Annotated in this window: 24 protein-coding genes; 5 read left to right on the top strand and 19 right to left on the bottom strand. The window is 71.5% G+C overall.

All coding sequences use genetic code 11. The features are described 5' to 3' along the window. The 12 genes from ABZ567_RS27050 to ABZ567_RS26995 form a co-directional block, all read right to left on the bottom strand. Positions 1-1,989 (bottom strand): homocysteine S-methyltransferase family protein (locus tag ABZ567_RS27050; RefSeq protein ID WP_360794356.1); only part of this gene is annotated, 1,989 nt, incomplete at its 3' end. Beyond that, positions 1,986-2,969, bottom strand: coding sequence for a carbohydrate kinase family protein (locus ABZ567_RS27045; protein WP_360794354.1), 984 nt, complete (start codon positions 2,967-2,969; stop codon positions 1,986-1,988). The genes ABZ567_RS27050 and ABZ567_RS27045, both read right to left, overlap by 4 nt. A gap of 5 nt (positions 2,970-2,974) precedes the next feature. Beyond that, a complete protein-coding gene (gene metK, locus ABZ567_RS27040; protein ID WP_360794352.1) occupies positions 2,975-4,195 on the bottom strand; it encodes a methionine adenosyltransferase in 1,221 nt (406 codons plus the stop codon). Beyond that, positions 4,192-4,443, bottom strand: a complete 252-nt coding sequence (locus ABZ567_RS27035; protein WP_360794350.1) for an acyl carrier protein — start codon at positions 4,441-4,443, stop codon at positions 4,192-4,194. Before ABZ567_RS27035 ends, metK begins: the two co-directional genes overlap by 4 nt. Positions 4,444-4,462: 19 nt before the next feature. Then, on the bottom strand, positions 4,463-4,918 hold the full coding sequence (gene acpS / locus ABZ567_RS27030) for a holo-ACP synthase (protein WP_360794348.1): 456 nt from the start codon (positions 4,916-4,918) through the stop codon (positions 4,463-4,465). Between the two features lies 1 nt (position 4,919). Beyond that, on the bottom strand, positions 4,920-5,819 hold the full coding sequence (locus ABZ567_RS27025) for a hypothetical protein (protein WP_360794346.1): 900 nt from the start codon (positions 5,817-5,819) through the stop codon (positions 4,920-4,922). A gap of 39 nt (positions 5,820-5,858) precedes the next feature. Continuing rightward, positions 5,859-6,752: a diiron oxygenase gene (locus ABZ567_RS27020; protein WP_360794344.1), complete on the bottom strand. Its 894-nt coding sequence runs from the start codon at positions 6,750-6,752 to the stop codon at positions 5,859-5,861. Between the two features lie 23 nt (positions 6,753-6,775). After that, positions 6,776-7,819: a class I SAM-dependent methyltransferase gene (locus tag ABZ567_RS27015; protein ID WP_360794342.1), complete on the bottom strand. Its 1,044-nt coding sequence runs from the start codon at positions 7,817-7,819 to the stop codon at positions 6,776-6,778. Continuing rightward, a complete protein-coding gene (locus tag ABZ567_RS27010; protein ID WP_360794340.1) occupies positions 7,816-8,658 on the bottom strand; it encodes an SAM-dependent methyltransferase in 843 nt (280 codons plus the stop codon). The genes ABZ567_RS27015 and ABZ567_RS27010 overlap by 4 nt, the downstream gene beginning before the upstream one ends. 75 nt (positions 8,659-8,733) lie before the next feature. Continuing rightward, the gene (locus ABZ567_RS27005; RefSeq protein WP_360794338.1) at positions 8,734-9,273 is read right to left on the bottom strand and encodes a MaoC family dehydratase; all 540 of its coding nucleotides are present in this window, start codon (positions 9,271-9,273) and stop codon (positions 8,734-8,736) included. A 109-nt stretch (positions 9,274-9,382) separates the two neighbouring features. Further along, on the bottom strand, positions 9,383-10,552 hold the full coding sequence (locus ABZ567_RS27000; protein ID WP_360794336.1) for an aminotransferase class I/II-fold pyridoxal phosphate-dependent enzyme: 1,170 nt from the start codon (positions 10,550-10,552) through the stop codon (positions 9,383-9,385). A 108-nt stretch (positions 10,553-10,660) separates the two neighbouring features. After that, on the bottom strand, positions 10,661-12,097 hold the full coding sequence (locus tag ABZ567_RS26995; protein ID WP_360794334.1) for an MFS transporter: 1,437 nt from the start codon (positions 12,095-12,097) through the stop codon (positions 10,661-10,663). A gap of 176 nt (positions 12,098-12,273) precedes the next feature. Between ABZ567_RS26995 and ABZ567_RS26990 the strand changes: the two genes are divergently transcribed. The 3 genes from ABZ567_RS26990 (at position 12,274) to cpt (ending at position 15,318) form a co-directional block, all read left to right on the top strand. Further along, entirely contained in the window at positions 12,274-12,948 is a 675-nt protein-coding gene (locus ABZ567_RS26990) for a hypothetical protein (protein ID WP_360794332.1), read from the top strand. Positions 12,949-13,536: 588 nt separating this feature from the next. Further along, complete coding sequence (locus ABZ567_RS26985) at positions 13,537-14,742, top strand: Cmx/CmrA family chloramphenicol efflux MFS transporter (protein ID WP_360794374.1); 1,206 nt, start codon at positions 13,537-13,539, stop codon at positions 14,740-14,742. 54 nt (positions 14,743-14,796) lie between these two features. Further along, positions 14,797-15,318 (top strand): chloramphenicol phosphotransferase CPT, encoded by a 522-nt coding sequence (gene cpt, locus ABZ567_RS26980; RefSeq protein WP_360794372.1) that lies wholly within the window; start codon positions 14,797-14,799, stop codon positions 15,316-15,318. 26 nt (positions 15,319-15,344) lie between these two features. Here the strand turns inward: cpt and ABZ567_RS26975 are convergent, their stop codons facing one another. Further along, positions 15,345-15,614: a DUF4031 domain-containing protein gene (locus ABZ567_RS26975; protein WP_360794330.1), complete on the bottom strand. Its 270-nt coding sequence runs from the start codon at positions 15,612-15,614 to the stop codon at positions 15,345-15,347. Between the two features lie 103 nt (positions 15,615-15,717). Next, on the bottom strand, positions 15,718-16,074 hold the full coding sequence (locus ABZ567_RS26970; protein WP_360794328.1) for a hypothetical protein: 357 nt from the start codon (positions 16,072-16,074) through the stop codon (positions 15,718-15,720). A gap of 95 nt (positions 16,075-16,169) precedes the next feature. Here ABZ567_RS26970 and ABZ567_RS26965 point away from each other — a divergent pair, with 95 nt between their 5' ends. Then, complete coding sequence (locus ABZ567_RS26965; RefSeq protein ID WP_360794326.1) at positions 16,170-17,090, top strand: MurR/RpiR family transcriptional regulator; 921 nt, start codon at positions 16,170-16,172, stop codon at positions 17,088-17,090. A 56-nt stretch (positions 17,091-17,146) separates the two neighbouring features. After that, positions 17,147-18,076: an N-acetylmuramic acid 6-phosphate etherase gene (murQ, locus tag ABZ567_RS26960; protein ID WP_360794324.1), complete on the top strand. Its 930-nt coding sequence runs from the start codon at positions 17,147-17,149 to the stop codon at positions 18,074-18,076. 83 nt (positions 18,077-18,159) lie between these two features. On the opposite strand, the gene ABZ567_RS26955 is transcribed toward murQ, so the two are convergent. From ABZ567_RS26955 to ABZ567_RS26935, 5 genes are all read right to left on the bottom strand, one after another. Beyond that, positions 18,160-19,656, bottom strand: coding sequence for an alpha/beta hydrolase (locus tag ABZ567_RS26955; protein WP_360794322.1), 1,497 nt, complete (start codon positions 19,654-19,656; stop codon positions 18,160-18,162). 109 nt (positions 19,657-19,765) lie between these two features. Then, positions 19,766-20,251, bottom strand: coding sequence for an SRPBCC domain-containing protein (locus tag ABZ567_RS26950; protein WP_360794320.1), 486 nt, complete (start codon positions 20,249-20,251; stop codon positions 19,766-19,768). Between the two features lie 224 nt (positions 20,252-20,475). After that, the gene (gene groL, locus ABZ567_RS26945) at positions 20,476-22,104 is read right to left on the bottom strand and encodes a chaperonin GroEL (protein ID WP_360794318.1); all 1,629 of its coding nucleotides are present in this window, start codon (positions 22,102-22,104) and stop codon (positions 20,476-20,478) included. A gap of 364 nt (positions 22,105-22,468) precedes the next feature. After that, positions 22,469-22,672, bottom strand: a complete 204-nt coding sequence (locus ABZ567_RS26940; RefSeq protein WP_015035246.1) for a cold-shock protein — start codon at positions 22,670-22,672, stop codon at positions 22,469-22,471. 406 nt (positions 22,673-23,078) lie between these two features. Further along, positions 23,079-23,354: a MoaD/ThiS family protein gene (locus ABZ567_RS26935; RefSeq protein ID WP_360794315.1), complete on the bottom strand. Its 276-nt coding sequence runs from the start codon at positions 23,352-23,354 to the stop codon at positions 23,079-23,081. Between the last annotated feature and the right edge of the window lie 13 nt (positions 23,355-23,367).

The raw sequence follows: 23,367 nt of genomic DNA, 5'->3' as shown, positions 1-23,367 counted from the left end.
GGCCTCGTCGAGGTCCGCCTCCAGGCCGTTCTTCTCGCCGTCGACGATCCGGCGCTTCAGCCGCTCCTCCAGCGGCAGCGCGAGCAGCTCCTCGGCCTTCCCCGCCTTGAGGGACTTCGCCGTGGCGCCCTCGAACATCTCCAGGAACCGTTGCAGCGGGTCGTAGCCCTCCCGGCGCCGGTCGTGGATCAGGTCGAGCGCCACCTCCACCTGTTCCTTCTCCAGGCGCGCGATCGGCAGGATCTTGCTCGCGTGGACGATCGCCGAGTCCAGGCCCGCCTTCACGCACTCGTCGAGGAAGACCGAGTTGAGCACGATCCGCGCCGCCGGGTTCAGACCGAACGAGATGTTGGACAGGCCGAGCGTGGTCTGCACGTCCGGGTGGCGCCGCTTCAGCTCGCGGATCGCCTCGATCGTGTGGACGCCGTCCTTGCGGGACTCCTCCTGACCCGTACAGATCGTGAACGTGAGGGTGTCGATCAGGATGTCCGACTCCCTGATCCCCCAGTTCCCGGTGAGGTCCGCGATGAGCCGCTCGGCCACGGCCACCTTGTGCCCGACGCTCCTGGCCTGCCCTTCCTCGTCGATCGTCAGCGCCATCAGCGCCGCGCCGTGCTCCTTCGCGAGGGCGGTGACCTGCGCGAACCGCGACTCGGGGCCGTCGCCGTCCTCGTAGTTCACCGAGTTGACCACGGCCCGGCCGCCGAGCTTCTCCAGACCGGCACGCAGGACCGCGACCTCGGTCGAGTCCAGCACGATCGGGAGGGTCGAGGCCGTCGCGAACCGGCCGGCCAGCTCCGCCATGTCGGCGACGCCGTCCCGGCCCACGTAGTCCACGCACAGGTCGAGCAGGTGCGCGCCCTCGCGGATCTGGTCGCGTGCCATCTCGACGCAGTCGTCCCAGCGGGCTTCGAGCATCGCCTCGCGGAACTTCCTCGAACCGTTGGCGTTGGTGCGCTCGCCGATCGCCAGATACGCGGTGTCCTGCCGGAACGGCACATGGCTGTACAGGGAGGACGCGCCCGGCTCCGGCGTCGGCCGCCGCTCCAGGACGGCAGCGCCCCGGACCCGGTCCACGATCTGCCGCAGGTGCTCCGGGGTCGTCCCGCAGCAGCCGCCGACCAGGGCGGGGCCGTAGTCCCGTACGAACGCCTCCTGCGCGTCGGCCAGTTCGGCCGGGGACAGCGGGTAGTGGGCGCCGTCGGAGGTGAGGACCGGCAGACCCGCGTTCGGCATGACCGAGATCGGGATCCGGGAGTGCCGGGCCAGGTGGCGCAGGTGCTCGGCCATCTCCGCGGGTCCCGTGGCGCAGTTCAGGCCGATCATGTCGATGCCGAGGGGTTCCAGGGCGGTGAGGGCCGCACCGATGTCCGAGCCGAGCAGCATCGTGCCCGTCGTCTCCACGGTGACCTGCACGATCACCGGCAGGTCCAGGCCGGCTCGGTCCAGGGCCCGGCGGGCGCCGACGACGGCCGCCTTCGTCTGGAGCAGGTCCTGCGAGGTCTCGACGAGCAGGGCGTCCGCGCCGCCCCTGATCAGGCCCTCCGCGTTCTGCTGGAAGGCCTCGCGGAGCGGCTCGTACGTCACGTGGCCCAGCGTCGGCAGCTTCGTCCCGGGGCCCATGGAGCCGAGGACCCAGCGGGGGCGGCCGTCGGCGGCCGTGTGCGCGTCCGCGCTGGTGCGGGCGATGCGGGCGCCGGCCTCGGACAGCTCGTACACCTGGTTCTCGATGCCGTACTCGGCGAGCGCCGCCAGGTTCGCCCCGAAGGTGTTGGTCTCGACGCAGTCCACACCGACCGCGAAGTAGGCGTCGTGGACGGAGGCGACGATGTCGGGGCGCGTGAGGTTGAGGATCTCGTTGCAGCCCTCCAGGTTCCGGAAGTCGTCCATCGTCGGGTCGGCGGCCTGGAGCATCGTGCCCATCGCCCCGTCGGCCACCACGACCCGCGTCGCGAACTCGTCCCGGAGCGACCGCCGGGCCGCGTTCATGACAGCCCCCTCAGATGCGTGACGAGCGTCGCCGTGCAGCCCGTCCCGTACGCCGTCCTGATCCGGTCCAGGAGCGACTCCCGGTGCAGCCGGTACTCCTGCGTCCCCACATAGTCGAGGACGGTCGCGGCGACCGCGCAGCCCAGCTGCGCCGCGCACCGCTCCGGGACGCCCCACAGCGTCCCGGCGAGGAAACCGGCCCTGAACGCGTCCCCGACGCCCGTCGGGTCGACGACGGCGGCGACCTCCACCGCCGGCACGGCGAGCGTCTCCCGGCCCTCGCCCCGGATGCGGACGCCCCCCTCGCCGTGGGTGGTGACCCAGGTGCCCACCCGGCGCAGCACCTCCGCCTCCGCCCAGCCCGACTTCTCCAGGAGCAGCGCCGTCTCGTACTCGTTGGTGAACAGGAACCGGGCCCCGTCCACCAGCTCCCGCACCTGGCCGCCGTCGAGCCGCGCCAGCTGCTGCGACGGATCGGCGGCGAAGGGGATCCCGAGGTCGCGGCAGGTGCGGGTGTGCCGGAGCATCGCCTCGGGGTCGTCCGGGGAGACCAGGGCCAGGTCCAGGCGGCCGGTGCGCGCGACGACGTCCCGGAGGTCGATCTCGCGCGCCTCGGCCATCGCCCCCGCGTAGAAGGTGGCGATCTGGTTCTGGGCCCGGTCGGTCGTACAGACGAACCGGGCGGTGTGGAGCGACTCGCTGACGCGCACCGAGTCGGTGTCCACACCGTGGTCCTTCAGCCAGACGCGGTACGGCTCGAAGTCGGCGCCGACCGCGCCGACGAGGGCGGGACGGAGACCGAGGACACCGAGTCCGAACGCGATGTTCGCTGCCACTCCGCCGCGCCTGACCTCCAGGTTGTCGGCGAGGAACGACAGGGAGACCCGGTCGAGCCGGTCGGCGAGCAGCTGCTCGCTGAACCAGCCGGGGAAGGTCATCAGATGGTCGGTCGCGATGGATCCCGTGACAGCGATACGCATGTCCCTCAGACCCCTTCTCCCTGGTGGGCCGCCTTCTTGAGGGCCTCCACGCGGTCCGTGCGCTCCCACGTGAACTCGGGCAGCTCGCGGCCGAAGTGGCCGTACGCCGCCGTCTTCGCGTAGACGGGCCGCTTGAGGTCCAGGTCGCGGATGATCGCCGCGGGCCGCAGGTCGAAGACCTCGCTGACGGCTTCCTGGATCCGCTCGTCGGGCAGGGTTCCCGTGCCGAACGTCTCCACGAAGAGACCGACCGGCTCGGCCTTGCCGATGGCGTACGCCACCTGCACCTCGCAGCGGCGGGCAAGACCGGCCGCGACGACGTTCTTCGCGACCCAGCGCATCGCGTACGCGGCGCTCCGGTCCACCTTCGACGGGTCCTTGCCGGAGAAGGCGCCGCCGCCGTGCCGGGCCATCCCGCCGTACGTGTCGATGATGATCTTCCGGCCGGTGAGTCCCGCGTCGCCCATGGGGCCGCCGACCTCGAAGCGCCCGGTCGGGTTCACCAGGAGCCGGTAGCCGTCGGACTCCAGGCTGACGCCCTCCTCGACCAGCTCCTTCAGGACGTGCTCGACGACGAACTCGCGCACGTCCGGGGCGAGCAGGCCCTCCACGGAGATGTCGGCCGCGTGCTGCGAGGACACCACCACCGTGTCCAGGCGGACCGGGCGGTCCCCGTCGTACTCGATGGTGACCTGGGTCTTCCCGTCGGGCCGCAGGTACGGCACGGTGCCGTTCTTGCGGACCTCGGTCAGCCGGCGCGCGAGCCGGTGCGCCAGGGCGATCGGCAGCGGCATCAGCTCGGCCGTGTCGTCGCAGGCGTAGCCGAACATCAGGCCCTGGTCGCCGGCGCCTTGTGCGTCGAGCTCGTCGCCCGCGCCCTCGACCCGGGACTCGTACGCCGTGTCCACGCCCTGCGCGATGTCCGGCGACTGGGCGCCGATCGACACCGACACTCCGCAGGAGGCGCCGTCGAAGCCCTTCGCGGAGGAGTCGTAGCCGATGTCGAGGACGGCCTCGCGCACCAGCTTCGCTATCGGCGCGTACGCCGTCGTGGTGACCTCGCCCGCGATGTGCACCAGACCCGTGGTGATCAGGGTCTCCACCGCCACCCGTGAGGACGGATCCTCGGCGAGGAGCGCGTCGAGGATGGTGTCGCTGATCCGGTCGGCGATCTTGTCGGGGTGGCCCTCGGTCACCGACTCCGAGGTGAAGAGGCGGCGGCTCATGCCTGGGCCTCCGCCGGGGCCTTGAAGAAGTGCTGCTCGATGGCGCCGAGGGTGCGGATGGACTCGACCTCAAGGGTCTCCATCTGGATGGAGATGCCGCTCTCCTGCTCCAGGAGGAAGACGAACTCGACGAAGGACAGCGAGTCGATGAGCCGGTTCTCGATCAGGTCCAGGTCGGGCGCGATGTCCTGGCGCTCGGGGTGACGCTCGAGGATCCAGTTCTTCACCGTCTGCAGGCCGTCGGCCATGGTTGCTCTCCTTTAGCTGCTACTGGATGGGTGTGGCGGGGGCGGTGAGGGGGGCGGGGGCGATGATCGGGGCGGCCACCGCCACCGCGTAGTCCACGTCGTGGCTGATGGACACGGTGATCTCGGTGATGCCGGACTCGGCGGCCATCTCGGCGGCCGACCGGTGCAGCTCCACGAGCGGCCAGCCGCCCTCGGAGCGCCGCACGACGATGTCCGGCCAGGGCAGGAACCTGCCCCTGACCCGTAAGGTCTTGAAGGCCGCCTCCTTGGCCGCGATCCGCCCGCACAGGCTCAGGACGTCGAGCCCGGAGGACGTACGGCAGTCGGCGAGCTCGCCGGGGGTGAGCATCCGCTCGAAGAACTGCTCCCCGTACTGGGCGAGGAGCCTGCGGACACGGTTGACGGACACGATGTCCATGCCGAGGTTCGCCCACCCCAGGCCGCCCGCCGGCGGGGCGGCGGGACGGGCCGGCACGTCAGGTCACCGGCCCGGCCGCGCCACTCGCACCGGCCCGCGCGCGGGTGTTCGCGTCGAGCACCGCCCGGGTGGCGGCGTCCCAGTCGCCGTGGCGCCGGGTCAGCGCGGACAGCCACCGTTCGAGACCGAAGGCGACACAGCTGGTGAAGGCCGGGCCGCCGGTCGACTCCAGGGTGATGTCGCAGCGCTCGCCGAAGAAGTTCCGGTGCGTGTTGACGGAGGCGATCGCCAGGTCCTCGTACAGGAACTCGTACTTCACCGGGGTGAGGCGCTGCAGGAGCGCCTTCGAACCGCCCTTGTCGAAGAAGGGGTCGCAGGCGGCCTCCCTGCGCAGCGGCAGGTCGAGGGCCGCGGCGAAGCTCTCGATCCTCCCGGTGAAGTCCGCGAGGTGCGTCTCGGCGTGCTCGCGGGTGCCGACGGCGACGACCTCACGCATGCGGAAGCCGAGCTGGCGTCGCATCCCCTCGTAGTGGGTCTCCTTGCGGAAGCACCAGGAGCAGATCGTGACGAGGGTGTCGTCGGCGACCCGGCTCCCCTGGTGGTCGAGGTAGACGGCGTAGCAGGACGCCGAGGGCAGTCCGAGCGCGGCGGGTTCGAGCGCGTCGCTCGGGAAGCGTCCGGTGTCGGCGGAGAAGGGGGCGGTCTCCCGGCGCTCCAGGTCGAGCGGGGTGGCGACGACGGCCTGGTGCGGGAAGTTGTCGTAGTAGTCGAGCTTCGCCAGGTCGGCGGCCGGCAGGAGCGGAGGCATGGTCATCGGGCGGGCGCCCGCGGTCACCCCCCAGCTCTCGAAGGTGTCGTCGAGGAGCCGCAGCAGGCGGGTCCCCTCCGGGCCGAGCGAGGGCAGACCCCTCGCCTGCCCCTGCGCTTCCCCGTCGGTCGCGGGGGTCGTCACGGTCATGGTCACTTCACCTCTCGGGTGGGAGGTCGCGCGGGACGCTCAGACGACGGGCAGGGTGTCGTCGGAGAAGATCCCGGTCTTCAGGAAGAAGGCGAGCGGCTTGCGGATGGCCTTGCGCTCGTGGGGGCGGCGGCGCTCGTCGGCGACGAGCGCGTTGCGCAGGGCGAGCGGGTCGGGGATGCCGGCGTCGCGGTACACGTGCGGGTTGTAGAGGGAGTTGACGCTGTAGACGACGTACCGCTTGAGGTACGCCTCCACCTCGCGGACCCGGTCGGCGCTCACGGCCCGGCACATCCGTCCGTACAGGAGGGAGACCAGCTCGCGCCCGAAGGCGATGTGGCGGGACTCGTCCTGGTGGTGGATGCGGTTGACCTCGCGGATGGTGTGGCAGAGGGAGTCGTCCTTCGCCATCCGCGCGTTGTAGTGGTCGACGAGCTCCTCGAAGAAGAGGATCCGGGTGAAGACGAGGAAGTTCTCCACCTCCGGCTCCCAGGCGGCGTCGGCGCGCATCCCGGTGGAGCCGTAGATCTTGTTGCCGTAGCGGCGGCAGAACTCCGAGAAGAACCACATGTGTTCGTTCTCCTCACCGATGAAGTGGTGGAAGAAGTCCGACGGCACTTCGAAGCCCGGCATGTGGATGCGGCCGACGACCTCGATGAGCAGTTCGCGGATGCCGTGCACGTTGAGGCTGTAGAAGTTGACGGACTCCCACTTCGACAGGCGCTGAAGCGTTTCCTCGCCGAGGGTGTCGTAGTGCTCGGTGCCGTAGACGGTCAGCAGCTCCGGCGTCATCCAGAAGCGGTCCTCCTCCAGCTTCTCGGGCCACTGGAAGGTCTGGTACGGGTTGTAGTAGTCCTCGACGGAACGCTCGCTGAGCCGCGCCAGGACCTCCATGAACCGGTCGGTGACGGGCAGGGGGGCGGTGGCGCCCATGGCGTTGACTCCTCTTGGTCGGGTTACGGGCGGACTTCGTAGACCGCGTTGACCGGGGTCTCCGTCGCGCGGCGCCAGCGGGTGAAGCCGGCCTCCTCCGCGATGGCCCGGAAGGCCTTCTCGCCCGAGTGGTTGCCGAGCGCGTGCGGGCCGCGCTGGGCGACCGCGACGGGCAGGCACATCACGGCCGACAGGGCCATGAACATGCGGGCGGCGGGCGTCTGGACGTCGACGTCCTGCGGCGACACGTTCGACTCGACGAGCATCCAGGTGCCGTCCGTGTCCAGGGACTTGTGGACGTGCTGGGCGGCGGCGACCGGGTCGCCCATGTCGTGCAGGGCGTTGAAGAAGCACACCAGGTCGTAGCCGGAGCCCGGGTAGTCGTCGGCCGACGCGACCTCGAAGACGACCCGGTCGGAGAGCCCGGCCTCCTCGGCCAGCTCCCGCGCGATCGAGATGGCCTCCTCCGAGTAGTCGAAGCCGTGGACGGTGGCGTTCGGGAAGGCGCGGGCGATGAGGAGGGTGGTGTGGCCGACGCCGCAGCCGACGTCCGCGACCGTGCCGCCGTCCGCCAGCTTGTCGGTGACCTGGTGGAGCGCCGGCAGCCACTCCGGGACGAGCTTGTGCTCGTACGTCGGCTGGAAGAAGGAGCCCATGCCGGTGTCGAGCGCCGCGTCGTGCTCGGCCCAGCCGACGCCGTCCCCGCTGCGGTACGCCTCGACGAGCAGGTCCTCGGTGGCGTACAGCGCCTTGAGCGCGGTGAAGAACCCGGCGGCGTACGTGACGGCCTTCGGGTCGGCGAGCACCTCGACGTGGTCGGCGGGGAGCGTGTACGTGAGGGAGCTGGGGTGCCGCTCGACGTACCCGGCGGAGAGCTGGGCGTGCAGCCACTCCTCGACGTACCGCTCGTTCGTGCCGGTCGCCTCCGCGAGCTGCCCGGCGGTCAGGGGGCCGTCGGCGGCCAGCGCCCGGTACAGGCCGAGGCGCTCCCCGAGGGCGACGGTCAGACCGCGGACGGCCGCGCCGGCGTCGGTGATGACCCGCTGGTGGAAGTCGTGGGCGCTCATGCCGCCGCCTCCTGCCGGTGGGTGGGCAGCTCGCAGGTGAAGAGGAAGGAGCGGGGCACCCGGGGCACCGACCGGGCCGGCACCGGGTAGGGCCAGCGGTCGAAGTCGGCGCCCGGCTCACCGGGCTGCTTGACCTCGCGTACGGCCCAGCCGCAGTCGTCGAGCAGCGCCTCGGGCTCCTCGGTGCCGAACAGCCACGGGTTGCCGTCCTCGTCCAGGGCCTGCATGAAGCCGCGGGCGAGCGGATTCTCCAGGGCGGCCTTGGAGATGACGTCGCCGAGGAGCACGGAGCCGGGGGCGGCGTGCGCGGAGAGCATCGAGATCAGGGTGCGTACGGCCTGCTCGGGCAGGAAGAACAGCAGGCCCTCGACCACCCACAGGACGGGCTCGTCGCTCTTCCAGCCCGCTTCCTTGAGGGGACCCGTCCAGTCCTGCGTCAGGTCGACGGGCACGGTGATCCTGGTGCGGCCGGCCGGCTGCGGCTCGCGCGCCAGCATCTCGGCCTTGGCCTCCAGGAGGGCCGGGCGGTCCAGCTCGTAGATGGTGACGCCGTCGGGCCAGGGCAGCCGGAAGAAGCGGGTGTCCATGCCGGCGGCGAGGAAGACGACCTGGCGGATGCCCCGCTCCTCCACGGCCCGGACGATGGCACGGTCGAGGTAGGTGGTGCGGATGGCGAGGAACGGCACGGTGCCGCCCCCCGCGTAGCGCTCGAGCAGTTCGAAGCCGATGCGGTCGGCGACGGTCCGCGCGTAGGGATCGGCGAACAGCCGGTCCTCGCGCTCGGTCTCCAGGGCGCGCGCGGCGGCGGTCCACTGGGCGGTGCGGGATACGGCCTCCACAGGAGGTCTCCCTTCGGTCGGTTGATGAACGATGTACGGACGGCCGTGTTCAGGGCCCGTCGAAGGACGGTCTCGTCAGGCGCTCATGGCCCGGACACAGCTCTCAGCCGGTCGCGCGCAGGCGACGGGGTCCTCGGCCGCGGGCATCGACGACAGATGGCCGGCCTCGGAGCCGGCGGGGCGCCGGCGGAAGATGCTGTGCAGGATCATGCTGAACACGGCCGTCCCGTCGGGGGCCACGAGCGTGCACCGCGGTTTGACGGTGCCGGTGGCGGGATTGAACGGCGACGGGGTGGAGCCGAGGATCTCGACGCGCGCGGTGAGGACGTCACCCGGGCGGACGGGCCGCAGGTAGCGGACCTCGTCGATGCCGGGCGAGCCCGTAGAGGCGCTGTAGGCGAGCAGTCCGTCGACGTAGCGGCGCATGAACATCGCCTGGGTGTGGAACCCGCTCGCGATCAGACCGCGGAACGGGGAGCGCTCGGCGAGCGCGGGGTCCGTGTGGAAGGGCTGCGGGTCGAAGCGCCTGCCGAACTCCAGCACCTCCTCCGTCGTGACGGTGACGGTGCCCAGCTCGTGGACGTCGCCGGGCCGGAAGTCCTCGAAGTAGCGCATCACGCGCCCCCCTTGACCTAGGAGTGATATTTCCCTGGCACCACCCAATCTACGAATCAACCATTTATTTTGTCAACCCAAAAGAAACCGGAAGGGCCCTCGGCTCCCGTCACGCGAGGGCCTGCTCGACGTCGGCCCAGAGGTCCTCGACGTCCTCGATGCCGACGGACATCCGCACCAGGCCGACCGCGATCCCGGCGGCCCTGGACGCGGCCTCGTCCAGCTCCCGGTGCGAGGTCGACGCGGGATGCGTCACGAGCGTCTCCACCCCGCCGAGGGACAGCGCCAGCCGGGCGAGCCGTACGCGCTCGATGAAGGCCCGGCCCGCGGCCCGGCCCCCGGCGAGCTCGAAGGAGAGCAGCCCGCCGCCGCCCGAGAGCACCTTCCGGGCCGTGCCGTACGAGGGATGGCCGGCGCGCCACGGGTAGTGGACGGCCGTGACACCGGGGTGGGCGGCCAGGCGCTCGGCGAGGACGGCGGCGTTGGAGCAGTGCTCCCGCATCCGCAGCGGCAGGGTGGGTATGCCGCGCAGGGTCAGCCAGGCGGCGAACGGGTCGGCGCAGGCGCCGAGTTCGACCGTACGGGGCCACACCCGGTGGCGCAGGGCGTCGTCGGCGAACACGGCGGCGCCGCCGAGGACGTCGGAGTGCCCGGAGAGGTACTTGGTGGTCGAGTGGACGACGATGTCGGCGCCGTGCTCCAGGGGGCGGCACAACACCGGCGAGGCGAGCGAGTTGTCGACGACGCCCGTCACCCCGAGCGCGCGGGCGGCGGCGAGCAGACCCGGCAGGTCGGGAACCTGGCCGGTGGGGTTGGCGATGGTCTCCAGAAGGAGCAGCCGGGTCGCGGGGTGCACGGCGGCGGCCTCGAACTCGGCGGGATCGTCGCCCGCGATCCGTACGACCTCGATCCCGTAGCGCTCGGCCAGGTCCCCGAGGACGGCGTGCGTCCCGCCGTACAGGCAGCGCTGGGCCACCACCCGGTCGCCGGGCCGCAGGAGCGCGAGCAGCACCCCGCTGATCGCGCCCATCCCGGAGGCGAAGGCGATGGCCCCGGCGCCGCCCTCCAGACCTCCGAGGGTCTGCTCCAGGGCCCGTACGGTCGGATTGCCGCGACGGCTGTAGACGTACGCCCCGTCGGGCCCGGCCATGGCGTCGGCGAGCTCGGCGGCGGAGTCGAAGGCGAAGGCGGAGGACTGCACGAGGGGCACGGACAGCGGCCGACCACCGTGCGCGAAGGGCTCGTTGACGACGTGCACGGCCCGGGTGTTCAGCTCCATGATCTTCCTTTCCGGATCCGGGAAAGGGGCCGCCCGACGTCCAGGGGCCGTCCGACGTCCGGTGACGGACCTCGGGCGCCGGACATCGGGCGGCCCCTGCGGGGCGGTTCAGGCGGAGATCTTCTCGCCCTGCGGGGCGGGAGCGGCGGCCTCGGCGGCGACCGTCCTGTCGCTCTTCATGACGAGCAGGGTGATCACCCCGCCGACGGCGGCGACGATCGCGGCACCGATGAAGGCGGCGGAGAACCCGTCCGTCAGCTTCGGCAGGTTGCCGAGCTGGTCGGCGCCCCGGGACATGGCGACGGCGGTCAGCGCGGCGAGGCCGAGGGCGGAGCCCACGTTGTAGGTGGTGTTGACGATGCCGGAGGCGAGACCGGCCTGCTCCTGCGGGGCGCCGGACATGGCGGCGATCATCGCCGGGATGTAGGCGAGGGACATGCCGAGGGCGGCGACCAGCGAGGCCGGCAGGACGTCGACGAGGAAGGTGCCGGTGGGCGGGACGGCCGCCAGCCAGACCAGACCGGCGGCGAGGACGAGGAGGCCGCCCGCGATGAGCGGCTTGGCGCCGAACCTCCCCATGAGACGGGCGGTGATCGCCGTCATGAAGATCATGAGGAGCACGGTCATCGGGAGCAGCGCGGCACCGGACTCGAAGGCGCCGAAGCCGAGGACCTGCTGGAGGTACAGGTTGAGGAAGTACCACATCGGGATCCAGGCGGCGCCGAGCAGCGCCATGGCCACGTTGGCCGAGCCGAGGCGCGGGACCCGCCAGACACTGAGGGGCATGAGCGGCTCGCTGATGCTCTTCTGGATCACGAAGAAGAGGACGAGGAGGGCGGCGGCGCCGGTCAGCTGGAGGATCGTGCCGGTGGAGCCCCAGCCGACCTCGGGGGCGCGGACCACGGCGAAGACGGCGAGCGCCAGGCCGGCGGTGACGGCGGCGGCGCCGAGGACGTCGACGGAGCCGCGGCGGGACGCGACGTCCGGGAGCAGCTTGGTGGCGGCGAGGGTGGCGAGGCCGATCGGGATGTAGATGATGAAGACCCACTGCCAGCTCATCCACTCGGTGAAGACACCGCCGAGGAAGACACCCGCGGTGCCGCCGGCGGGGGCGGCGGCGCCGTAGAGCGCCATCGCCTTGCCGAGCTCCTTCGGGTCGTGCATGAAGAGCATCATCAGCAGGGTCATGGCGGAGGGCGCGATGAGCGCACCGCCGACGCCCTGGACGGCGCGGCCGAGGATCTCGACCCAGGCGGTCTGCGCGGCGGCGGCCACGACGGATCCGGCGATCATGACGGCCCAGCCGGTGACGAAGATCCTGCGGGCTCCGACGAGGTCGGAGAGACGGCCGCCGAGAAGCAGCAGACCGCCGAAGACGATGACGTAGGCGTTGAAGATCCAGGAGAGCTCGCTCTGCGTGAAGCCGAGGTCCTTCTGCATCTCGGGGAGTGCGACCCCGATGATCGAGGTGTCCATGATGACCATGAACTGGGCGGCGGCGAGCACGACAAGTGCCCACCAGCGCCGGGGATTGACGGTTGACATTGCCCTGACCCTTCGCTCGCGTCGAACCCCGAACGGACTCGGGGCATACCCCTAGGGGGTACCTGTGCGGAGCACCGTAGCATACCCACGGGGGGTATGTAAGGGAGAGAGGGCCGCCCCGGCGAGGACGCGCGGGAAGCACCCCTTCCACCTCGGCCGGCAGGCAGAATGCCCCCATGACCGCCGAGGAACACCCCGAGCTGCTCCAGCGCTGGAACGCCACCCTGCTCGCCGCCCGCGCCGGCCGCGAGGGCCCGGACCCCGCCCCGTACGGACGGAACCTGCTGTCCCGCTGGGCCGAGCCGCAGCGCCGCTACCACACGGTCGACCACCTACGGGCGGTCCTCGACCGCATCGACGAACTGACCGACCTGGGCGGGGAGGGCGGCGAGCTGGAACTCGTACGGCTGGCCGCCTGGTTCCACGACGCGGTCTACCGGCCCGACCGCTCGGAGAACGAGGAACGCTCGGCGGTCCTGGCCGAGAAGGCCCTCACCGAAGCGGGTCTGACGGCGCACGAGGTGACGGAGGTGGCCCGCCTGGTCCGCCTGACGACCACGCACGACCCGTCCCCGGGCGACCTGAACGGCGAGACGCTCTGCGACGCGGACCTGGCGATCCTGGCGACCGCCCCGGACACCTACCGGGGGTACACGGAAGCGGTCCGCGAGGAGTACGCCTTCGTCCCCGACGACGCCTTCCGCACGGGCCGCGCGGCGATCCTCCGCCACCTCCTCGACCTGCCCCGCCTTTTCCGTACGCCGTACGGGGCGGCGGCCTGGGAGGGGAGGGCGCGGGAGAACCTGGAACGCGAACTCAAGCAGCTGTCGGAGACACCTGACCAGGACTGAACGGGTCCGACGCGGGCCGGGCGGCGTCCACCCTTGCTCGCGCACCTGCCGCATGGCCTTCGCCGCCGTCGCGTTCACCACGCCGAACTCCTGGGCGATCTCCCGAGTGGACGGCACGCGACTCCCCGGCGGGTAGGAACCGCTCTCGATACGCCGGATGAGCTCCGCTGCGATCTGCTAGGTGCACCAGAACTCCGGCCCCGGACGGAACGTGTACGCGTGCCCGGAGTGCGCGCCGAACTTCCCGCCGCTGCACGACGCACTCGACCTCCTCCGAGGAGGTGACGGCCACACGCCGTAGCCGGGTATGCATCTCCTGTGTCGGTCGGCTCTCCGGCCGACACAGGACCGCCCAGCGGGCCGTGGCGGGCCCCCCTTCCGAGTCGCTCGGGGATACGGACGGCAGACGTCATGGCGGCTTGGAGCCGGGTGACGCGCGCCGTCTCGCATCCCGAGAAGCCCGCCAGGCACGGAATGTCAGGCACCAACCGCAGGTTGACGCATGTCATGCCGTTCTCCTCCGCCGAGCCCGCCGAACCCGCCGACCTCACGACACCCGCCGCCGCGTCCCCCGCCCCCCGTACCCGCATGCCCCTGGCCGTGTACATCCTGGGCCTCTCCGTCTTCGCGCTCGGCACGAGCGAGTTCATGCTGTCGGGGCTGCTCCCGGCCATCGCGGAGGACATGAACGTCTCCATCCCCCGCGCCGGCCTGCTCATCTCGGCCTTCGCGATCGGCATGGTCGTCGGCGCGCCGCTCCTCGCGGTGGCGACCCTGAGGCTCCCCCGCAAGACCACCCTGATCGCCCTGATCACCGTCTTCGGCCTGGGCCAGATAGCGGGCGCGCTGGCCCCCACCTACGCGATCCTCTTCGCCTCCCGCGTCATCAGCGCCCTCGCCTGCGCGGGCTTCTGGGCGGTCGGCGCCGCGGTCGCCATCGCGATGGTCCCAGTGGGCTCACGCGCCCGCGCCATGGCGGTCATGATCGGCGGCCTGTCCATCGCGAACGTCCTGGGCGTCCCGGCGGGCGCGTTCCTCGGTGAGCACCTGGGCTGGCGCTCCGCGTTCTGGGCGGTCGGCGCGGCCTCGGCCATCGCGCTGGTCGGCGTGGCGACCCGTATCCCGCACATCCCCCTCCCCGAGACGAAGCCCCGGCTCAAGCGGGAGCTCGGCATCTACCGCGACCGTCAGGTCCTCCTCTCGGTCGTGGTCACCGCGCTCGCGGCGGGTGGCGTCTTCTGCGCCTTCTCCTACCTGGCCCCGCTCCTCACCGACGTCTCCGGCCTGGACAAGGGCTGGGTCTCGGGCGTCCTCGGGCTCTTCGGCATCGGCGCCGTCGTCGGTACGGTGATCGGCGGCCGCGTCGCCGACGCCCACCTCTTCGGCGTGATGCTCACCGGCATCGCCGCCTCCACCGTCTTCCTCGTGGCCCTTGCCCTCTTCGCGACGAGCCCGACCGCGACGATCGTCCTCGCCTTCCTGCTCGGCGTCTCCGCCTTCTTCACGGCCCCGGCCCTCAACGCCCGCATGTTCAACGTCGCCGGCACCGCCCCCACCCTCGCCGGCGCCACCACCACCGCCGCCTTCAACCTCGGCAACACGGGCGGCCCCTGGCTCGGCGGCACCGTCATCGACGCGGGCCTCGGCTTCGCCTCCACGGCATGGGCGGGCGCGGCGATGACGGCGGTGGGCCTCGGGACGGCGGCGGTGGCCCTCAAGCTCCACGGGTCGCCGTCGCGGGTGGTCACGTCGGGCGCCCCGCGGACCGAGAAGGCCGTGTCACCGTCCCGCTGAAATCCGGTGCGTACGGGGCCGTCACCGCCCTACTGTGGCGCGGTGACGACTCGGATGATCATTCTCAACGGCGCCTCCAGCTCGGGAAAGTCCGGCATCGTCCGGTGCCTGCAGTCCCTGCTGCCGGACCTGTGGCTGGCGTTCGGCTGTGACTCGTTCGTCGACGCCCTGCCCGCGAAGGCGCAGACGTCCGACGGCGGGATCGTCGTCGACGCGGACGGCGGGGTCACCGTCGGGGAGGACTTCCGGAGACTGGAGGCGGCCTGGACGGAGGGCGTCGTGACGATGGCCCGCGCGGGCGCCGGGATCATCGTCGACGACGTCTTCCTCGGCGGCGCGGCCTCCCAACAGCGCTGGCGGAAGGCCCTCGGCGACCTGCCCGCCCTGTGGGTCGGCGTCCACTGCGACCCCGCCGTCGCGGCCGCCCGGGAGATCGCCCGGGGGGACCGCACGCCCGGCATGGCGGCGCGGCAGGCCTTGGTGGTGCACGAGGGCGTGGAGTACGACCTGCGGGTCGACACCACGCACACGGAGTCCCTGGAGTGCGCGCGCACGATCGCCGCGCACGTGACCTGAGCCCGGGGCAGTCAGGGACCCGCTCCTCAGGAAACCGGTCGCCCCTTCGGCCTCCGCAGGCCCGCTTCCGTGAGGCGGCGCAGCAGTTCCTTGGAGCCGACCTCGACCGCGCCTCCCGCCACGGCGTCCGCGTAGCGGTCGGAGGGGATGTCGTAGTGGTCGCGCTCGAAGGCGCGGGGCGGGGCGCCGATCGAGGCGGCGAAGGCGTGCAGTTCCTCGAAGGAGACGTCGCTGACCAGGTGCGACCACATGCGGCCGTGGCCCGGCCAGGTCGGCGGGTCGATGTAGAGCGTCATGCCCGGACCACCTTCACCTCGCGCCGCCCGCTCACGCCGGCCCGCCCCGAACCCCCTCGCCGCCCGCTCAGCCCGGCCCACCCCCACGCCCCGCGCCGCCCGCTCATCTCAGGCCCCCCACCGGCGCGACCACCACGCCCTGTTCGGAGCAGACCCAGTGCGGGTCAGGGCCCAGTTCCGGTTCGACGTCCAAGGCGTGGGGGTCGCCCGTGGAGCAGACCGGGCAGAGGGGCCAGCGGCCGTGCCGTTCGAGCAGGGCGTCCTGGACGTCCTGGGCGACGAGGCCCGCGACGTACGCCACGCCCTCGGGCCACTGCTCGACCCACCAGCGACGGTGGGTCACCGAGTCCTCCACCATCGACACGACCTCGGCCGCGGCGACCTCCCGGGCCGCGAGGTCGGTCAGTACCAGCGCGCGAGCGGCGTGCAGCGCCTGCTCCACGGGGTCGATGTCGTCCATGCAGTCATTGTCACCCGACACGCGGAGACCGTGCGAAGCCGCCCGCCGGGCCCGGGGGTCTTGTCCGCCCGCACCTCCGAAAGTATCTTTCAGATGTGAACAATGTGGTGAAGGAAAGTTTCATGAGTGGCGGCGCGCCGCCCGCCCCCGCCGCCCTCGCGGCCAAGGTGCGGACCCTCGCGCCGTCCATGACCCGCTCCATGCAGCGGGTCGCCGAGGCCGTCGCGGGAGACCCGGCCGGCTGCGCCGCGCTCACGGTCACCGGCCTCGCCGAGCTCACCGGCACCAGCGAGGCGACCGTCGTCCGCACCGCCCGCATCCTCGGCTACCCCGGCTACCGCGACCTGCGCCTCGCCCTCGCCGGGCTCGCCGCCCAGCAGCAGTCCGGCCGCGCGCCCGCCGTCACCGCCGACATCACCGTCGACGATCCCGTCGCCGACGTCGTCGCCAAGCTGGCCCACGACGAGCAGCAGACCCTCGCCGACACCGCCGCCGGACTCGACACCGTCCAGCTCGGCGCCGCCGTCGCCGCCCTCGCCGCCGCCCGCCGCATCGACATCTACGGCATCGGCGCCTCCGGTCTCGTCGCCCAGGACCTCGGCCAGAAGCTCCTCCGCATCGGCCTCATCGCGCACGCCCACAGCGACCCGCACCTCGCCGTCACCAACGCCGTGCAGCTCCGCTCCGGCGACGTGGCCATCGCCATCACCCACTCCGGCTCCACCGGCGACGTCATAGAACCGCTGCGCGTCGCCTTCGACCACGGCGCCACCACGGTCGCGATCACCGGCCGGCCGGACGGGCCCGTCACACAGTACGCCGACCACATCCTCACCACCTCGACCGCCCGCGAGAGCGAACTGCGCCCCGCGGCCATGTCGTCCCGGACCAGTCAACTCCTCGTCGTGGACTGCCTGTTCACCTGCGTCACCCAGCGGACGTACGAGACGGCCGCCCCTGCTCTCGCCGCCTCGTACGAAGCGCTGGCCCATCGCCACTCCCCCCGCACCCGCTGACGAAGCACCGCACGACTCCGACAGCGCCGACGACCACAGCCCCGAAAGAGCCGCACGTGTCTGCTACCTACTCCGAACTCCGCGCCCAGCTCGCCACCCTCACCACCGAGGCCTTCCGCCCCGAACTCGCCGAGATCGACCAGCTCCCCACCGCCGAGATCGCCGCGCTCATGAACGACGAGGACAAGACCGTCCCCGCCGCCGTCGCCCGGCAGCTCCCCGCCATCGCCGCCGCCATCGACGCCACCGCCGAGCGGATGGCCCGCGGCGGACGGCTCATCTACCTGGGCGCCGGCACCGCCGGACGCCTCGGCGTCCTCGACGCCAGCGAGTGCCCGCCCACCTTCAACACCGACCCGTCCGAGGTCGTCGGTCTCATCGCCGGCGGTCCGTCCGCCATGGTCAAGGCCGTCGAAGGCGCCGAGGACTCGAAGGAACTCGCGGCGGAGGACCTCACCGCGCTCGGCGTCACCGCCGACGACACCGTCGTCGGCATCTCCGCCTCCGGCCGCACCCCGTACGCCGTCGGCGCCGTCGAGCACGCCCGCGCCCTCGGCGCCCTCACCATCGGCCTGTCCTGCAACGCGGACAGCGCGCTCGCCGCCGCCGCCGAGCACGGCATCGAGGTCGTCCCCGGCCCCGAGCTGCTCACCGGCTCGACCCGGCTCAAGGCGGGCACGGCCCAGAAGCTCGTCCTCAACATGATCTCGACGATCACGATGATCCGGCTCGGCAAGACCTACGGAAACCTGATGGTCGACGTCCGCGCCTCCAACGACAAGCTCCAGGCCCGCTCCCGCCGGATCGTCGCCCTCGCCACCGGCGCCCCGGACGAGCAGATCGAGACCGCGCTCGCCGCCGCCGACGGAGAGGTGAAGAACGCGATCCTCATGATCCTCGCCGACATCGACGCCCCGACGGCCGCCCACCGGCTGCGGGACTCCCAGGGCCACCTGCGCGCGGCACTGCACGCGACGGCCGACTGAGCGCCGGGCCCGACGGACGGCACCTCCGCCGGGCCCTCCCCCGCACAGAGCTCCCGCACTCAGCCACACAGAGCGCCCCGCACTCACCCGCACAGAACGTCCCCCTCCGGCCGGACACCCTCCCGCAGGAACCGGGTCACCGCCCCGTCGCCGCACACGTTCCCGTTGCCCAGGTAGACCCCGTGCCCGCCGTGGTCGACGGTGACGAGCCGCGCCCGCTCGCCGAGGGCCGCCCGCATCCGCAGCCCCATGGAGTAGGGCGTCGCCGGGTCCCGCAGGTTCTGGATCATCAGGATGTTCGACGGTCCGCGGTCGGTGACGCGGACGGGCTTCTCCCCGGACCCGCCCTTCCAGAAGGAGCAGGGGGTGATGTTCGCCGGCATCCCCGCCGTCAGCGGATTGCGCGCCCGGTCCACCGCGACGGCCCGCTCGTACGCCGGTACGGACGCGGGCCAGTCCACGTCGTTGCAGACCACGCCCATCGTGATCGCCGCAGCGTCGTCGGGCATCGCGCCCGAGAGCTCCCGCGGCAGCACCGGTTCCCCCGCCGGGTCGAGCGCCTCCGTCACGAGCCGCGCGAAGGACGGGAAGGCCGCGTCGGAGTAGAGCGCGAGCTGGAACGCCTGGAGGAGCACGGTCCCCGTCAGCGGCGCCCCCGGCGTGGTCGTGGGGAGCGGTTCCCGGTCGAGCCGGGCGGCCAGGTCGAGGACGACCCGCCGGACGTCCCCGGGCCGCTCCGCGAGCCGCAGCCCTTCCGCCGCCCGGTCAGGGTGCGCCGCCCAGGCCGCGAAGTCCGGCAGCCGGTCCTCGGCGCCCCGGGCCATGCCCTCCAGCCAGCCCCGGGCGACCCGCCGCGGATCCGGGTCGCTGCTGCTGTCGAGGACCCAGCGGTCGGTGCGCCCGGGGTACCTCTCGGCGTACGCGGCCGCCACGTACGTCCCGTACGAGACGCTCCACGCCGACAGCTTCCGCTCACCGAGCGCCTGCCGCAGCCGCTCCAGGTCACGCACCTGGTTGGCCGTGGTCAGCCCGCGCAGCATGGCACCGCCGTTGCGGGAACAGGCCTCCGCGATCCGCTTCGCCCGGGTCACGTTGTCGTCGATCCGGCCGTCACCGCCCGGCCAGGACCGCAGGGTCACCATCCACCGGTCCTCCTCGGCGAGCCCGCACCGCGCCTTCGCGGAACCGCCGGTCCCGCGCGGATCGAAGGCCACCAGGTCGTACGCCCCGTCCATCTCCTCCGCCAACGCGGCCCCCTTCTGCGCGAGCCTCTGCACCCCGGAACTCCCGGGCCCGCCCGGGATCACCATCAGCGTCCCGCGCCGCGCCTCCGGCCGTCCGGCGGGGAGCCGGGAGACGGCGAGACCGATCTGCTCACCGCCGGGATCGGCGTAGTCGAGGGGTACGGAGAGGGTGGCGCACCGCTGCCCGGGCAGCGGCTTCACGACGGGTTCGCAGTCCCCCCATTCCAGCCCGGCCGCGACGGCGGGGGCGGCACCTCCCCCGCTGAGGGCGACACCGGCGACGGCGGCGACGGAAAGGGCGAGCAGCAGGGCCTTGCGTCCACGATGCGTTGTCATACCCCCAGCGTCCCGAACCTCCCGCCCCCACCCCATCCGGCAGGCACGCCGACCCGGGGTGGGGCCAACCCCCGCACGACGGGGCCGGGTTGGCCCGAGGTCTCGCCCGTCACCCGTGGACAGGCCGCATCGTCCTCAGATGCCCCGCCAGCCGGTCGAACTGCTCCCGCACCCCCGCCTCCATCCCCGCCGCCAGCGCCTGGTCCCTGATCTCGTTCGACGGCCACACGGAGGTGCTGGTCAGGGCCGTGCCGCCGTCCGGGGTCGCGTCGAAGGTGAGGGTCACCCTGACCGGATCCGCGTCCGGCATCTGCTCGAAGACCTCCGTGTAGTCGAGCCGTTCGGCCGGGACGATCTCCTCGTACGTGCCGGAGAAGACGATCTCCTGGCCCTCCGGCGTGCTCTGGCCCCAGCGCCACGCGCCGCCGACCCGCAGGTCGATGTCGACGACCGACGTGGTCAGCGCGGACACTCCGTACCACGCGCGCACGTGCTCGGGACGGGTCCACGCCTCCCAGAGCAGGCCCGGCGGGGCGTCGAAGGTCCGGGTGATGACCAGCTCGCGGTCGGCCGGTGTCGTCAGCAGGGTGACCATCGTGGTCTCCCTTCACGAGAGGGGCCATTCCAGGATCACCCCGGCCCCGCGGTAAGGCGAGTCCCGCGCGACGCCTCAGTCCCGTACGACGCCTCAGTCCCGTACGACCTGGGTCCTGGACAACGCCCGAGGGCGGCACCCCCCACGGGGTGCCGCCCTCGTTCTGATCTTCGCGTCCTCGCGTCAGCTCGCGCGTTCAGCGATGAACCACCGATCCCGGAGGATCAGAAGTCCATGTCACCGCCCGGCATGCCGCCGCCGGCCGGCGCGGACGCCTTCTCCGGCTTGTCGGCGATGACGGCCTCGGTGGTGAGGAACAGCGCGGCGATCGACGCGGCGTTCTGCAGCGCGGAACGCGTGACCTTCGCCGGGTCGATGATGCCCTCGGCGATGAGGTCGACGTACTCGTTGGTCGCGGCGTTCAGGCCGTGGCCGACGGGCAGGTTGCGGACCTTCTCCGCCACGACGCCGCCCTCGAGGCCGGCGTTGATCGCGATCTGCTTCAGCGGGGCCTCGAGGGCCAGCTTCACGATGTTCGCGCCCGTGGCCTCGTCACCCGTGAGGTCGGCCTCGAGCTTCTCGAAGACCGAGGAGGCCTGGAGCAGGGCCACGCCACCGCCGGCGACGATGCCCTCCTCGACGGCCGCCTTCGCGTTGCGAACGGCGTCCTCGATGCGGTGCTTGCGCTCCTTGAGCTCGACCTCGGTCGCGGCACCGGCCTTGATGACGGCCACGCCGCCGGCCAGCTTCGCCAGGCGCTCCTGGAGCTTCTCGCGGTCGTAGTCCGAGTCGCTGTTCTCGATCTCGGCGCGGATCTGGTTCACGCGACCGGCGACCTGCTCGCTGTCACCGGCACCGTCGACGATGGTGGTCTCGTCCTTGGTGATGACGACCTTGCGGGCGCGGCCCAGCAGGTCGAGGCCCGCGTTCTCCAGCTTCAGGCCGACCTCCTCGGAGATGACCGTGCCGCCGGTGAGGATGGCGATGTCGTTCAGCATGGCCTTGCGACGGTCGCCGAAGCCCGGGGCCTTGACCGCGACGGACTTGAAGGTGCCGCGGATCTTGTTGACGACCAGGGTCGACAGGGCCTCGCCCTCGACGTCCTCGGCGATGATCAGCAGGGGCTTGCCCGACTGCATGACCTTCTCCAGGAGCGGGAGCAGGTCCTTCACGGAGGAGATCTTGGAGTTGACGATGAGGAGGTACGGGTCGTCGAGGGACGACTCCATGCGCTCCATGTCGGTGGCGAAGTACGCCGAGATGTAGCCCTTGTCGAAGCGCATGCCCTCGGTGAGCTCGAGCTCGAGCCCGAAGGTCTGCGACTCCTCGACGGTGATGACGCCTTCCTTGCCGACCTTGTCCATCGCCTCGGCGATGAGCTCGCCGATCTGGGTGTCGGCGGCGGAGATGGAGGCCGTGGAAGCGATCTGCTCCTTGGTCTCGACATCCTTCGCCTGCTCGAGGAGGGCGCCGGAGACGGCCTCGACGGCCTTCTCGATGCCGCGCTTGAGGGCCATGGGGTTGGCACCGGCGGCGACGTTGCGGAGGCCCTCGCGGACGAGCGCCTGGGCGAGAACGGTGGCGGTGGTCGTACCGTCGCCGGCGACGTCGTCCGTCTTCTTGGCGACTTCCTTGACCAGCTCGGCGCCGATCTTCTCGTACGGGTCCTCGAGCTCGATCTCCTTGGCGATGGAGACACCGTCGTTGGTGATCGTGGGGGCGCCCCACTTCTTCTCGAGGACGACGTTGCGGCCCTTGGGGCCGAGGGTGACCTTGACGGCGTCAGCGAGCTGGTTCATGCCGCGCTCGAGACCGCGCCGGGCCTCCTCGTCGAACGCGATGATCTTGGCCATGTGAAGTGGTCCTCCCGGACATGGGGTGGATAACGCTCCAGGACCGCGCCGACGCCCGCGACGGACGGCCTCCGCAACTCCGCGTGGTTCCTTGCCCCACCCGGCCGGCGACCTCGTCATGCCCGATCCTCGTAGCACTCTCACCTGCCGAGTGCTAACGCCAATGATTAGCACTCGACCTATGAGAGTGCAAGCCGTTCCGGAGGAACGCCGATGCGGGGTGGCGGTCGGGTGACGGGCGGGTGCGGGCGACTCTCGACGATCGGGACGGGAACCAGCCGGTGGCGGAACACGTCGAGGGGCCCGCATCCCCAGGGATGCGGGCCCCTCGACGGCGTTGCGTCGGTGGCCGATCGCGCCGCGCTCAGACGGCGAGCTTGACCATGTCCGCCTGCGGACCCTTCTGGCCCTGCGAGATCTCGAACTCAACCCGCTGTCCCTCTTCGAGGCTGCGGTAACCATCCATCTGGATCGCGCTGTAGTGGACGAAAACATCCGCACCACCGTCGACCGCGATGAAGCCGTAGCCCTTCTCCGCGTTGAACCACTTGACGGTGCCCTGAGCCATGCCTAACTCCCCTATTACTGGCCCTTGCGCGGGACCCGCACTTCGCGGACCCGGGTCAGACCCTGCGCCGGAACGCGTCGACCGCGGCTGAATGTATCTGCCCAACTGCCCTCTGCAACAGGTCAATCGAGCGAGAATTCTGGGCGTCACGGAAAGGTGAATCGGGGAGAATTCCCGGAATTACGGGGCAAGTCGGGCCCGGCAAAGTACGCAGAAGGTACACAAGGCGCACACACTTTGGCTGCTTCTCGACGGGCGGGGCGCATTCACATATGCACCCGGCATGAGCAGCGGAGGGGACTTCCCCAACTCTACCCCGCTCAACCATGCAGAATTGCCCCCTCCGCTTTATGGCGCGGAAGGGGCAATTCGAGATCTTCGACAAAGACGGGACAACGGGTACGGCTCAGCCTCCGGCGACGGCCGGGATGATCGAGACGCCCGCACCCGCCGGGGTCGCCGTCTCCAGGCCCTGCTCGAAGCGCACGTCGTCGTCGTTCACGTACACGTTCACGAACCGGCGCAGCTTGCCCTGGTCGTCGAGGACGCGGGCGGCGATACCCGTGTGGTTCTTCTCCAGGTCCTCGATCACCTCGGCGAGGGTCGCGCCCTCGGCCTGGACCTCGGACTGCCCGCCCGTGTAGGTGCGGAGGATGGTGGGGATGCGGACGTTCACGGCCATGTCTTCGTAACCT

Origin of the sequence: Streptomyces sp. NPDC016459 (assembly GCF_040632845.1) — a bacterium.
Lineage (GTDB): Bacteria > Actinomycetota > Actinomycetes > Streptomycetales > Streptomycetaceae > Streptomyces.
Note: the sequence above shows the minus strand (reverse complement) of the source record. Positions and strands in the feature narration are given on the sequence as shown.

Excerpts from the sequence above, each read along its gene's own strand:
- cpt (WP_360794372.1), top strand. The coding sequence starts at position 14,797 with ATGATCATTCTCAACGGCGCCTCCAGCTCGGGAAAGTCCGGCATCGTC.
- ABZ567_RS26935 (WP_360794315.1), bottom strand. The coding sequence starts at position 23,354 with ATGGCCGTGAACGTCCGCATCCCCACCATCCTCCGCACCTACACGGGC.
- ABZ567_RS26990 (WP_360794332.1), top strand. The coding sequence starts at position 12,274 with ATGACCGCCGAGGAACACCCCGAGCTGCTCCAGCGCTGGAACGCCACC.
- ABZ567_RS27025 (WP_360794346.1), bottom strand. The coding sequence starts at position 5,819 with ATGACCGTGACGACCCCCGCGACCGACGGGGAAGCGCAGGGGCAGGCG.
- ABZ567_RS27035 (WP_360794350.1), bottom strand. The coding sequence starts at position 4,443 with ATGGCCGACGGCCTGCAGACGGTGAAGAACTGGATCCTCGAGCGTCAC.
- ABZ567_RS26975 (WP_360794330.1), bottom strand. The coding sequence starts at position 15,614 with ATGACGCTCTACATCGACCCGCCGACCTGGCCGGGCCACGGCCGCATG.
- ABZ567_RS26950 (WP_360794320.1), bottom strand. The coding sequence starts at position 20,251 with ATGGTCACCCTGCTGACGACACCGGCCGACCGCGAGCTGGTCATCACC.
- ABZ567_RS27020 (WP_360794344.1), bottom strand. The coding sequence starts at position 6,752 with ATGGGCGCCACCGCCCCCCTGCCCGTCACCGACCGGTTCATGGAGGTC.
- ABZ567_RS27015 (WP_360794342.1), bottom strand. The coding sequence starts at position 7,819 with ATGAGCGCCCACGACTTCCACCAGCGGGTCATCACCGACGCCGGCGCG.
- ABZ567_RS26955 (WP_360794322.1), bottom strand. The coding sequence starts at position 19,656 with ATGACAACGCATCGTGGACGCAAGGCCCTGCTGCTCGCCCTTTCCGTC.
- ABZ567_RS27005 (WP_360794338.1), bottom strand. The coding sequence starts at position 9,273 with ATGCGCTACTTCGAGGACTTCCGGCCCGGCGACGTCCACGAGCTGGGC.
- metK (WP_360794352.1), bottom strand. The coding sequence starts at position 4,195 with ATGAGCCGCCGCCTCTTCACCTCGGAGTCGGTGACCGAGGGCCACCCC.
- ABZ567_RS27000 (WP_360794336.1), bottom strand. The coding sequence starts at position 10,552 with ATGGAGCTGAACACCCGGGCCGTGCACGTCGTCAACGAGCCCTTCGCG.
- ABZ567_RS26985 (WP_360794374.1), top strand. The coding sequence starts at position 13,537 with ATGCCCCTGGCCGTGTACATCCTGGGCCTCTCCGTCTTCGCGCTCGGC.
- groL (WP_360794318.1), bottom strand. The coding sequence starts at position 22,104 with ATGGCCAAGATCATCGCGTTCGACGAGGAGGCCCGGCGCGGTCTCGAG.
- ABZ567_RS26995 (WP_360794334.1), bottom strand. The coding sequence starts at position 12,097 with ATGTCAACCGTCAATCCCCGGCGCTGGTGGGCACTTGTCGTGCTCGCC.
- ABZ567_RS26940 (WP_015035246.1), bottom strand. The coding sequence starts at position 22,672 with ATGGCTCAGGGCACCGTCAAGTGGTTCAACGCGGAGAAGGGCTACGGC.
- ABZ567_RS27045 (WP_360794354.1), bottom strand. The coding sequence starts at position 2,969 with ATGCGTATCGCTGTCACGGGATCCATCGCGACCGACCATCTGATGACC.
- ABZ567_RS26970 (WP_360794328.1), bottom strand. The coding sequence starts at position 16,074 with ATGGACGACATCGACCCCGTGGAGCAGGCGCTGCACGCCGCTCGCGCG.